Source organism: Aquimarina megaterium XH134, assembly GCF_000520975.1.
GTDB classification, from domain to species: Bacteria; Bacteroidota; Bacteroidia; order Flavobacteriales; family Flavobacteriaceae; genus Aquimarina; species Aquimarina megaterium.
The window spans coordinates 1-12,614 of record NZ_JACB01000004.1 but is presented as its reverse complement, the minus strand read 5'-3'; the positions used below and the strand labels follow the sequence as shown (position 1 = coordinate 12,614).

At 32.7% G+C, this 12,614-nt stretch carries 10 protein-coding genes; 9 read left to right on the top strand and 1 reads right to left on the bottom strand.

Going from position 1 to position 12,614, the window contains the following annotated elements; translation table 11 throughout:
- Positions 1–140: 140 nt before the first annotated feature.
- From Z053_RS0105080 to Z053_RS0105060, 5 genes are all read left to right on the top strand, one after another.
- Positions 141–1,331, top strand: a complete 1,191-nt coding sequence (locus Z053_RS0105080; RefSeq protein ID WP_025663957.1) for a serine hydrolase domain-containing protein — start codon at positions 141–143, stop codon at positions 1,329–1,331.
- A 228-nt stretch (positions 1,332–1,559) separates the two neighbouring features.
- Positions 1,560–3,938 carry a TonB-dependent receptor gene (locus Z053_RS0105075; protein WP_025663956.1) on the top strand — a complete coding sequence of 793 codons (2,379 nt, stop codon included), beginning with the start codon at positions 1,560–1,562 and terminating at the stop codon, positions 3,936–3,938.
- 118 nt (positions 3,939–4,056) lie between these two features.
- Complete coding sequence (locus tag Z053_RS0105070; protein ID WP_025663955.1) at positions 4,057–4,872, top strand: DUF4249 family protein; 816 nt, start codon at positions 4,057–4,059, stop codon at positions 4,870–4,872.
- Positions 4,873–5,032: 160 nt separating this feature from the next.
- Entirely contained in the window at positions 5,033–5,845 is an 813-nt protein-coding gene (gene murQ / locus Z053_RS0105065) for an N-acetylmuramic acid 6-phosphate etherase (protein WP_025663954.1), read from the top strand.
- Complete coding sequence (locus Z053_RS0105060) at positions 5,835–6,068, top strand: DUF6095 family protein (RefSeq protein ID WP_025663953.1); 234 nt, start codon at positions 5,835–5,837, stop codon at positions 6,066–6,068. Before murQ ends, Z053_RS0105060 begins: the two co-directional genes overlap by 11 nt.
- Before the next feature lie 22 nt (positions 6,069–6,090).
- On the opposite strand, the gene Z053_RS0105055 is transcribed toward Z053_RS0105060, so the two are convergent.
- Positions 6,091–6,600 (bottom strand): DinB family protein, encoded by a 510-nt coding sequence (locus tag Z053_RS0105055; RefSeq protein ID WP_025663952.1) that lies wholly within the window; start codon positions 6,598–6,600, stop codon positions 6,091–6,093.
- Between the two features lie 298 nt (positions 6,601–6,898).
- Here Z053_RS0105055 and Z053_RS0105050 point away from each other — a divergent pair, with 298 nt between their 5' ends.
- The 4 genes from Z053_RS0105050 (at position 6,899) to Z053_RS31040 (ending at position 12,528) form a co-directional block, all read left to right on the top strand.
- On the top strand, positions 6,899–7,717 hold the full coding sequence (locus tag Z053_RS0105050) for a hypothetical protein (RefSeq protein WP_025663951.1): 819 nt from the start codon (positions 6,899–6,901) through the stop codon (positions 7,715–7,717).
- 168 nt (positions 7,718–7,885) lie between these two features.
- Positions 7,886–9,097, top strand: coding sequence for a DNA polymerase Y family protein (locus tag Z053_RS0105045; RefSeq protein ID WP_025663950.1), 1,212 nt, complete (start codon positions 7,886–7,888; stop codon positions 9,095–9,097).
- Positions 9,098–9,231: 134 nt separating this feature from the next.
- Positions 9,232–12,192 carry a DNA polymerase III subunit alpha gene (locus tag Z053_RS0105040; RefSeq protein WP_025663949.1) on the top strand — a complete coding sequence of 987 codons (2,961 nt, stop codon included), beginning with the start codon at positions 9,232–9,234 and terminating at the stop codon, positions 12,190–12,192.
- 132 nt (positions 12,193–12,324) lie between these two features.
- Positions 12,325–12,528, top strand: coding sequence for a hypothetical protein (locus tag Z053_RS31040; protein WP_152538262.1), 204 nt, complete (start codon positions 12,325–12,327; stop codon positions 12,526–12,528).
- The last annotated feature ends 86 nt before the right edge of the window (positions 12,529–12,614 follow it).

Sequence of the window (12,614 nt, the reverse complement as noted above, 5' to 3'; positions counted from 1 at the left end):
CCCTGTAACACCTACCCCTACAAAAATACAAATAACTAATAATCAGATTTTTAAATAAATCCGACATGATATCTATTGCCTAATAATTTAATTCTAATGCTTTAAACATTTTAATTATCATTTTAAAACCTAAAAAACAAATGAAAAAAGTAATCTCTTTACTGCTTCTTTTTGTAATTTTCTCTTGCGGAATAGATGATGATATTCTTCATACTCATATAGAATTGCAAAAATTATATGACGAATCAGAATTAGCAGGGCTTTCTGTAGCAATAGTTGATAATAGAAAAGTACTCTATAAGAATTCTTTTGGATATTCAGATATCAATAAAAATAGAAGGTACACAAATCATACAATTCAAAATATTGGATCTATATCCAAAACTTTTATTGCACTGGCGGTAATGAAAGCTGTAGAACAAGGTAAATTGGATTTGGACACCAACATTAATACATATTTACCATTTGATGTAATACATCCATTTCATCCCGAAAAACCAATTACCGTTCGACACCTGGCAACTCATACTTCTGGGATTACAGATAGAGAAGTATATTATAAAAGCTATGTATTTGAAAATCCTGCTCAGGTAGATGTATCTATTTATCCCGAAGATTATCAACCTATTGTAGAATTAATTAAAACGAATGTAAAAATTGATGAATCCGTCTTTTTTGAAAATGTATTGTCTGCATCGGGCCCATGGTATTCTCAGGGTAGTTTTACAGAAAATGCTCCCGGAGAAAAATACGATTATAGCAATATTGCTGCAGCTCTAGCAGCTTTTGTTGTAGAAAATGCTACTGGTATCTCTTATGAAAACTATACTCATAAATACATTTTTGACCCACTACATATGGATGCCACAGGATGGAGCTTTAGCGACGTAAATATGCAGAATCACGCTACACTGTATTATGCAAAAGATTTTGAAGTTCCCAGATATTCCCTGGTTACTAAAGCAGATGGTGGACTAATAACCAGTACTTCAGATTTTAGTAAATACTTGATAGAAATGATGAGAGGCTATAAAGGGAAAGGAAAATTATTATCAGCAGAGTCCTATGAAGAAATGTTTCGCCTTCAATCAAAATATAATGAAATCAAAGAAGCAATGGGTGGTATTTTTTGGGGTATTAATAACAATAATACAATAGAACACACTGGTGGTGACCCAGGTATAATTACAGCATGCATGTTTGATCCCATAAAAAACAGAGGGTATTACTTAATGACAAACACAAGTGAAGAATTTAATATTAATATCGAAAGATCAATAGAAAAAATCTGGAATACATTAATTAACGAAAATCCTAATCGTAACTATTAAATCAATAATTAGCCTCTAATTATATAGTAAGATTTCATCACGAAGTTTTACTATATAATTAAGGTTAACACAACAAGACCAATTAAACTTCAAAACAAGTATAATTCAAAACACAAGAAAAAATTAGTACTAAAAGCGATAATTAACAATAAATTAATTGTAGAACTCGTAACATATTTCTTCCTTTACGGTTTACATTATTAGTACTAATTGATAAAATACTTTCTTTTGAAAAAACACATATTATCTGGTCTCATATTAGTATTCTTATCATCATTCTCAATTCAAAGTCAGGAAAAATTTACATTAAGCGGAGTTATTTCAGAAAAATCCAGTAACGAAACCCTTATCGGAGTCAATGTTATATTTCCAGAAATAGCAAAAGGTATAGTTACCAATGAATATGGTTTTTACTCCATCACCTTACCTCAGGGAAAATATAAACTACAAGTTAGTTATTTAGGATTCACAGATCGCATACTCGAAATTGATCTTAATGAAGATAAAAAACTTAATGTTCAACTTACAGAATCTTCAGAGGTTCTCGATGAAGTAATCATTACAGACAAGACAGAAAAACTAAGCATTAAAAACCCCCAAATGAGTATTAATAAACTCACTGCAGGAACTATTAAACAAATCCCTGTTGTTCTGGGAGAAGCCGATGTGATCAAATCAATTATCCTTTTACCAGGAGTAACTAGTGGTGGCGAAGGAGCGGCAGGATTTAATGTACGAGGAGGGTCAACCGATCAAAATCTTATTTTATTAGATGAAGCTACTATTTTTAATTCTTCTCATCTTTTTGGTTTTTTCTCTGTTTTTAATCCAGATGCAATAAAAGATATCAAGCTTTACAAAGGGGGTATCCCTGCTAAATATGGCGGTCGCGTATCATCTGTATTAGACATTTATCAAAAAGAAGGAAATAGCAAAAAATACAGAGTTAATGGTGGTCTTGGGGCAGTAGCAAGTAGATTACTGGCAGAAGGCCCTATTGTAAAAGATCGAGGTGCATTTTTGATAGGAGGTAGAGCTTCTTATGCTCATCTTTTTTTGCCTCTTTTTGATAATGACAATGTTGCATATTTCTATGACCTCAATACAAAACTAAATTATAAAATTAATGACAATAATAACTTATACCTGTCTGGTTACTTTGGTCGAGATGTATTTGCTATAGATGGAGTTTTTAAAAATACGTACGGTAACACGGTGCTCAACCTAAGGTGGAATCATCTGTTTTCAGATAAACTATTTTCTAATCTATCCCTTATATATTCTGATTATTTCTATGGATTAGAACTCGATTTTGTAGGCTTCGAATGGGATTCTGGAATCAGAAATTTTAATCTGAAATATGACCTTAAACATTATATTAGTGATAATTTTCAGCTTAATTATGGTATTAACAATATCTATTTTAGATTTAATCCTGGTGAAATAAAACCCAATAGTGCAGATTCTGGAATTAATAGAGAAAAACTTATCGATAAATATGCAAATGAATTTGGTGCCTATATCGATGCAGAACACAAAATCTCTAATAACCTAACCCTTCAATATGGGCTTAGGCTAAGCAATTTTGTTAGACTAGGGCAAAATGAGCTTAATATCTATGAAAATGACAACCCTCTTTTATTTAATGAAGAATTGCAGATTTATGAAGATGCAAAACCAATAAGTACAGAAAATTTTAGCAGAAGTGATCAAATAAAAACATTTACCAATTTAGAACCCAGAGTAGCTCTGGCATATGCTTTTAACGATAATACTTCAATAAAAGCTAGTTATAACAGAATGGCGCAATACCTTCATTTATTATCAAATACCAGCTCCCCTACTCCTTTAGATGTATGGACTCCTAGTGGTAAATACATAAAACCACAATTACTGAATCAATATGCTCTAGGGTATTTTAAAAGTATTAATGATGATAAATACTCTCTAGAAACAGAAGTTTTTTATAAGGATATAAAAAATCGTATCGATTATATCGATGGTGCAGATCTAATTGCTAATAATGCTATCGAGCGAGATATTTTAAATGGAGAAGCCCGTGCTTATGGTTTAGAATTTTTATTAAGAAAAAATAAAGGGAAGTTTAAAGGTTGGCTTGCCTACACCTTATCAAAATCAGAACAAAGAACCCCTGGTAGAACACCACAAGAACCAGGGATCAACAATAGCAAATGGTATAGTACTCCATATGATAAAACTCATGATATATCCTTTAACGGAAGTTATGAATTAAACAAAAAATGGAAATTTGGCGCTAATTTCATATTCCAAACAGGACAACCAACCAATTACCCTACAGGGCAGTTCGAATTTCAAGGATTAGTAGTCCCTGTGTTTGATGGACCACGAAATAGTGAACGATTACCAGCATATCATAGAATAGATATATCAGCTACTTTAACACCAAGGAAAAACAAAACCAGAAAATGGCATGGAGAGTGGGTATTTAGTATCTATAATGTATATAATCGTAAAAATGCAGCATCAATTACTTTTAGAAGAAATCAGGATTCCTATGTAAATGAAGCCGTGAGAACTTCTATATTTGGGATTATACCAGCTGTGACCTATAATTTTAAATTCTAATACATGAATATAATTAAAGGTTTATATAGTAATCAAGAACTATACACTACACTAATAAAAACAAGGATGATGTAAATTTTAGTTTTGATCACTGAAAAGAAAATTAGAAACAGAAACAATGAAAAAATTAATCTATATACTGGTAATTCTAATAACATCGATTAGCTGTGAAGATGCAATTGATATAGAGGTCCCCAATGGAAAACAAAGATTAGTAATCGATGCTTCTTTTGAATATTATCTAGACGAAAATCCAGTTGATATCGAAGGTGGAGTAAGGCTTACATTATCGGCTCCATTCTTCGACAAAGAAACTCCTACTGTAAGTGATGCCACCGTTTTTATCACAGATCTTTCTAATAATTCGATTATCAATTTTACCGAATCAACAGAGCCAGGGTTTTATACCCCAGACTCAACTACATTTACTCCAGAATTCGATACGACATATCAACTTACCGTTATCTACAACAATGAAACTTTTATTGCCACTGCGCAACTTATTCCTACTGTTCCTATTGATAATGTAGTGCAAGGTGATAATACTTTATTTGACGACGAGACCGAAATTATTATTTTCTTTACAGATGACGGAACTCGTGATGATTTCTACCTTTTTGATTTTGATTTCAGTTTATTTCTGGCAAGCGAAGATCGTTTTTATCAAGGCGAAGCATTCAATTTCTCTTATTTCTACGAGGATATGGTAAATGGCCGTAATGTAACCATCAAGATATTAGGAATTGACGAACGCTATTACAACTATTCAAACCTACTTATCGAACAAAGTGAACAAGAAGGAGGAAATCCATTTCAAACACCTCCTGCTCTACTAAGAGGCAATATCATTAACACAACCAATATTGATAATTTTGCCTTGGGATATTTTAATATTTCTGAAGCTAATCGATTTGATTTTACTATAAAAGAATAACCTATTCTTATTGGGCTCATCCTGTTTTTGAGTTTGTCGAAAATAGTTTCTCCCTTAAAAAAGGATAGTATTTTATAAAAAATCATAGAAAGCCTAAATAACTTCATTAAAAAAAGAAAGTTACTCCCGTCTTCAAATCAAAAATGAGTATTTTTGAAGCATGTCATTTACAAAAACTACAGAGCAATCCTCAAAATATGATCATTTAGAGAAAATGAGTATTAACGAGTTGCTTTCCAACATAAACAAAGAAGATAAAACAGTTCCTGATGCTGTAGAAAAATCTATTCCGCAGATTGAAGCTTTGATTGCTCAAATTGTACCAAAACTTAAAAATGGTGGTCGGATTTTCTATCTCGGAGCCGGGACAAGTGGCAGATTAGGAATTGTAGACGCCAGCGAATGCCCACCTACCTTTGGTGTTTCTCCCGATTTGGTTATTGGATTAATCGCCGGAGGCGATACTGCAATTCGTAAATCTGTAGAATATGCCGAAGATAGTACAGAACAAAGTTGGAAAGAGTTACAAGAATATCAGATTTCAGAAAAAGATGTCGTTATTGGTATCGCAGCTTCAGGTACTACTCCATATGTCATAAGTGCATTACAAAAATGTAATGAACATAATATTATTACAGGATGTATTACCTGTAATGAAGGTAGTCCTTTAGCAATCACTGCTCAATTTCCTATTGTTATTACCGTAGGTCCCGAGTTTGTAACCGGAAGCTCTCGTATGAAAGCCGGTACTGCCCAAAAACTGGTGTTGAATATGATTTCTACAGCCACTATGATTCAATTAGGGCGAGTAAAAGGGAACAAAATGGTTGATATGCAACTTAGTAATAATAAATTAGTAGATCGTGGAATACGTATGATCATGGAAGAATTATCAATCGATCATGCAAAAGCTTCTGCGATATTAGAACAGTACGGAAATGTACGTGATGCAATAAGCCACTATGGAACCTGAAAGAACAAATAAAGAACTATTAGGTAAAGGAGTGCAGCGAATGGCTATAGCGCTTATTTTTATGTTTATTAGCCCGGTTATTATTCATTCTGCTTTTAAAAATCAGGATCATCCGTTATATATCCCTATATTAATATTAGGAATAATTGGTGCAGGATTTGCGATATTTATGGCATTTAGAGGTTTAAGAACTATTATGGAATCAATATTTGGCAAAAAATAAAATAGTTTACAATCATTTTTAACTAAATCCCCTCTCTTTTACTAATCGGTGTTGTCGGGTTATAACCAAATCCCGGAATTTTTATTTCTACTCCTAGCCGGTTAAGAATATATCCGATAGTTGCATAATGATGTACCGCATGACTATTGGCATGAGCAAGAATACTCTCTAGTGTGTAGTTTACAGTTACTTTTCCCTGTCCCAAATTATCAGTAACATGAATTAGGTAATCCGTATTTGTATCAATATAAGATAGTAATGTTTCCTGAAGTTGGTATATATGATGTATCGCAGACTCCTTATCTGTAGATAATATTTCATCTCGTTTACGAGCTGTTAGATCAATATTGTTAGAGTCTAACCCATGAATTATACAGTCAAAAAAATCAAGAGTATGGCGTATATGTGAACCTATACTAGAGTAATATGGCCCAACAGAACTATTTTGATATGTAGTAGAATCTATAGCGTTAAGTAAATCTATAGCGCTACTAAGATTATAATTTATTGAAGAGATAACTAATTGTTTCATGAGCCGTTTAGACGTAAGATACATAATTAACTTACATATTTTATAGATAAGCCTATAAAATTAATTTTTAAAAAAGTTATATCGCAAATAATATTACATACAAATCATCGTTTAGGTATTGATTTACAGTAACAATCACCCTATTTTCTCACGCACAGTAGGATATTTATCACCACAAATAAGGTTTACCCGTAAAAACTAAGACAAAATGCGTATTTCGTCGATTAATGACTGTTTTTTTTGGATATTATATATAAAATATTGTATTATTGCTATGTGATTTAAAAGCCCCCAAAGAATGAAAAAAATTGCACTTATCCTATTTTTGTTATGTTTTATCCCCAGAACTAACGCTCAAAATATATACGACGATGCCTTAACTGCTGCCAGTTATGCATACTCGCACAGTAAAAAAGCGCATGGGGCAAATAACGTCTTTCATACCCAAGAATATGCCGATAAAGCTATAGAAGCTTTCCAGAAAGTAGAAGATTTGGCTGATAAATGTGGCTGCAAAGAAGCAAACGAAACCGCATATAAAGCTAGAGTCGATATGGAAAGTTCGTTAGAACAAGATACCTACGAACGTAGTAGATATTTTGCTAAACGCGCTAAAGAATTGGGATCTCAACTTCTAGAACAATTAACTTCTTGTCAGGCTAATGGTGATAATTATTCAGATGCAGATGTAGCCTCTACAGAGGGAGAAAACGAATTGGCAGAAGCCACTCAAGAAGTCGCTAGTAAGCAAAAAGAATTAGAAGAAAAACGTCGTCAGTTAGAAATCGAACAACAAAAACTCGAACAACAAATAGCTGAGCAAAATAAGATGAAAGCCGAATTTGAAGCTAAACGTGCTGCCGAATTAAAAGCACAGTCATTAATGAAATCAAAAGCCGAAATGGCATTACAAAAATTAGAAAGCGCACTACAAGAATTAAGTGTAGTTCTAAATGAAGAGTCTAAATTCGTATCACAAGCTGATTATGTGCGAAGTGAAAATGATCTAAAAAACGAATCACTCGACGATACAAAAACATTCTATGTAAATAGAGCAAAAGAACTTACCCAAACCGCTATGCAACAATTTGCCGGTTATAATATGGTAGAAAATTAATTAATGCTGAATTTTATTTTGTAGCCCCAAAATAAAATTTTTACGAACGACATCTCTCCTCTTGCGAGATGTCGTTTTTTTTTTGCCCTGTTGTGAATAAAAAAATTGTTATAAAACAATAATTATGGAATAATTCCTTATTTTTGGAATTATTCCATAATTATTGTTTTGAGAACTATATTACATCTTGATCTAGACACATTCTATGTATCTGTAGAACGCATGATCAACAGCACTCTAAAAGAAAAACCACTTCTTGTTGGTGGAATTAGTGATCGTGGTGTTGTAGCTGCATGCAGTTATGAAACCAGATCCTATGGCATACACTCTGGCATGTCTATGAAAATTGCTAAAGAGCTGTGCCCCGAGGCCGTTGTTATAAAAGGTAATGCTGGAACATATAGCAAATACTCTGATACAGTTACAGAAATCATCAAAGAAAATGTACCTGTATTCGAAAAATCAAGTATTGATGAATTCTATGCAGATCTTTCTGGGATGGACAAATTCTTTGGCACTTATAAATATTCTTTAGAATTACGCCAAAAAATTATTTCCGAAACGGGGCTTCCTATATCTTTTGGACTTTCTGGTAATAAAGTAGTATCTAAAGTAGCGACCAATGAAGCAAAACCAAATAACCAGTTAAAGATAGATTTTGGCACAGAAAAACCGTTTCTGGCTCCGTTATCGGTTAAAAAAATTCCAATGGTAGGTGATAAAACATATCAAACTTTACGAAACCTAGGAGTTCGCTATATAAAAACGATCCAGGATATGCCTGTAGATGTAATGAAAGGAGTACTTGGAGCAAACGGTCTCACCATCTGGAAAAGAGCAAACGGGATAGATAACACCCCCGTTATTGCATTTTCTGAACGCAAATCAATCTCTACAGAAAGAACATTCGATAGAGATACTATAGACATCTACAAACTTAGAAACCTCCTTATAGCAATGACAGAAAACCTCTCCTATCAATTGCGTAGAGGAAATAAGTTAACTGCCTGCATTGCTGTAAAAATCAGATACTCTGATTTTAATACATATACTAAACAACTTAAAATACCATATACCAGTGCAGATCATATTCTTATCCCCAAAATTCTGGAGCTATTCGAAAAACTATATCAAAAACGATTATTAATTCGATTAATAGGAATACGATTTACCCATTTGGTTGGTGGCAACTACCAGATTAATTTATTTGATGATAGTGAGAAGCAGCTTAACTTATATCAGGCACTAGATAACATTAGAATTCGATATGGAGACCGAAGTGTAATAAGAGCCGCCGCTATAGGGTCAACAACTATAGGCAGAATGCAAAACCCATTTAATGGACAGCCTCCTATTGTATTAGCCCATAGAAAACAATAGTTTTTACCCATCGATATCATAATAATGGCATCCGGGCGGGTTATTCACTATATCTTTTTCTGTTAATTCGAATGAATTAACAGAAAAAGGATGTCGTTGCTACCCCTGATGCAAAAGTCAAAACATGAAACTAAATGTATCTTAATTGTCACTCATACTATAGTTTACGTTTCGGAACTTTTTCTGAAATCGATCTCTTAGAGTTGGCCAAAAAAAATAATATAAACTGCCTTGCTCTAACAGATATTAACAATACCTCTGCCTGCCTAAATTTTGTTAGAAAAGCAAAAGAGTATGAGATCAAATCTATTGTAGGAATAGACTTTAGAAACAATCATCAACCTTTATATATAGGATTGGCAAAAAATAATGAAGGGTATAAAGAACTAAATGATTTCTTATCATACTATTCGTATAAAAAAACCGATTTTCCCAAAATAGCTCCTCCTGTAAAAAACGCCTATATCATATATCCTTTTGAATACATATTATCTATAAATAAAACCAATTTTACAGATAATGAATTTATAGGTATAGCTATAAAAGACATTCCAAAATTTCGTCTTTCTAATTTGCAAAAACTGAAAGATAAATGTATAGCACTACAACCAGTTACCTTCAGAAATAAAAAAGATTTTAATGCCCATCGATTATTAAGGGCTATTGATAATAATATACTACTAAGTCGTTTACCCAATAACCAACAGGCTTGTTTTTCAGAACAAATGATCCCGGATCAGGAAATAAACAATAAATTTTCAGAATTTGATTTCATTATCAAAAACACCCTTGCAATCCAGGAAGAATGCTGCATTAATTTTGACTTTTCAAAAAACAACCCTTCGCTAAACCCAAAAACATACACCAACAGTATACAAGAAGATAATAAATTACTTAAAAAGCTCTGCCAGGAAGGTCTTGTCTATCGATATCCAAATCCTCCAAAAAAAGTATTAGATCGTCTAAAAAAAGAACTATCACTAATTACAAAAATGGAATTTGTTTCCTATTTTTTGATTAACTGGAGGATTATCTCTTATGCACAGAGCAAAGGGTATTATTATGTAGGTCGTGGTAGTGGAGCAAATAGTATTGTAGCATACTTACTTCGTATCACAGATGTTGATCCCATAGAACTAGATCTCTATTTCGAACGGTTTATCAATACACACCGTACCAGTCCTCCTGATTTTGATATTGATTTCTCATGGAAAGATAGACAAGATATCACTCGATTTATTTTCCAGGAATTTAACAATGTAGCATTACTAGGAACCTACATTACTTTTCATTATAAAGGAGCAATAAGAGAGTTAGGTAAAGTATTTGGTCTTCCAAAATTTGAAATCGACAAGTTAAGTGAAGGAGATTACGATTATAACTCTCTTGATCAAATTCATAAGCTGGTAGTCATTTATAGTAATCTTATACGAGGCATCCCTAATTATCTTAGCGTACATGCTAGCGGAATATTGATTAGTGAACACCCTTTACATTATTATTCTGCCACAGATCTTCCGCCCAAAGGGTTTCCCACTGTACAATATGATATGATTATCGCAGAAGATCTGGGTTTATACAAATTTGACATTTTAGGGCAACGTGGGTTAGCAAAAATTAAAGACGCAATTACAATTATAGCATACAACCAACCTGCATTAGCAAATTTTGATATTCATGATATAAAGAGGTTTAAGAAAGATGAAAAAATAAATGCTCTAATACGAGATGCAAAATGCCTGGCTTGTTTTTATGTAGAATCTCCTGCGATGCGTATGCTTTTAAGTAAACTAAAAACAGATAATTACTTAGGGTTAGTAGCAGCAAGCTCAATTATACGTCCCGGAGTAGCTAAAAGCGGAATGATGCGGGAGTATATTTTACGGGAACATGACGTAGAAAGAAGAAAAAACTCACACCCGATTATGCTTGATTTAATGAGTGAAACCTATGGTATTATGGTATATCAGGAAGATGTAATTAAAGTAGCACATTTTTTTGCAAAACTAACCTTAGATGAAGCAGATGTATTACGTCGAGGTATGAGTGGTAAATTTAGATCGCGAAAAGAATTTAAAGATGTTAAAAATAAATTTATAAAGAACTGCAAAAATGAAGGTTATGCTGAATCCTTAATTTTTGAAATCTGGGATCAGATAGCAAGTTTTGCCGGATATGCTTTTCCAAAAGGACATTCTGCTTCTTATGCCGTAGAGAGTTACCAAAGTTTGTTCCTTAAAGCTTATTTTCCATTAGAATATCTAGTAGCAACATTAAATAATGGAGGCGGTTTCTACCGCCCCGAAATATATCTTCATGAAGCCAAAATATTAGGAGCTACCATACTAACTCCTTGTATCAATACTAGTAACTACGAACACACCTTAAAAGGCAAAAGTATATTTTTAGGATTAATGATACTAAGAAATTTAGAATATAAGGTTTCAGAAAACATTTTGAAGAATCGCTCTCAAAGTGGTCCATATACTTCTTTAGATAATTTTATTGATAGAGTACAAATAAGTATAGAGCAGATTAGCATCCTTATTAAGATTGATGCATTTAGGTTTACTAATAAAAACAAACATGAACTATTATGGCAGGCTCATTTTAAAATAAACAGCATTCCATCAAATAATCACACTCAATTTCTTTTATTTAACCAAAAACGAGTATCACATACACTTCCAGAATTAAAAGTATCAAAACTAGAAACTATGTTCGAGCAAATTGAAGCTTTCGGGTTTCCACTTTGTGGTTACTTCAAAATATTAGCTACCACACCCAAAAACAGCAATAATGCGAATCAGCTATATGATTATCTAAATAAAAATATAGATATATACGGATATCTTATAGCCATGAAAAACACTAAAACTCATACAGGAAAACGTATGGCTTTTGGTACGTTTCTAGATCAGTTTGGCAATATCTTTGACACTGTACTATTTCCCAAGGTGCAAGAGAAATATCGATTAAGAGAAAAAGGTATTTATCGAATATATGGTAAGGTCGTTAAAGAGTTTGGTTTTTTGAGTATCGAAGTTATTAAAATCGTAAAACAAGACTATATTCAAGATCCCAGATATGCATAAACGAAACCAACTAAAAACAACACCATAACAATATTACTTTTTAGAATACTTTTCATTTTTTAAGTGATACATAATTTAAATTTTATAACTTCATATCATCATAAAAATTATTAACCTCTTAAATTAATCATTATGTATACAAAAATTCTAATTACGAAAGGTGTCAAAAAACTAAGCAAAACTGATCAATCTACAATTAAGGGAGCGCATTTTGGTGGTTGTAGACCAGGCGGTGGGTATACAGGGCAAAGTTGCAATACTTCAGACCAATGCAGACCTTTTGAACCAGGCTTCCCTGTCTTTTGTTCTCATGGCTGTTGTTATGGCGCTTTTTAACCAAAAACACGTATGATAATTAAAAATCCTCTTTATTTAAATAAAGAGGATTTTTATATTTAATATTTTAAATCATAAAAAAAACC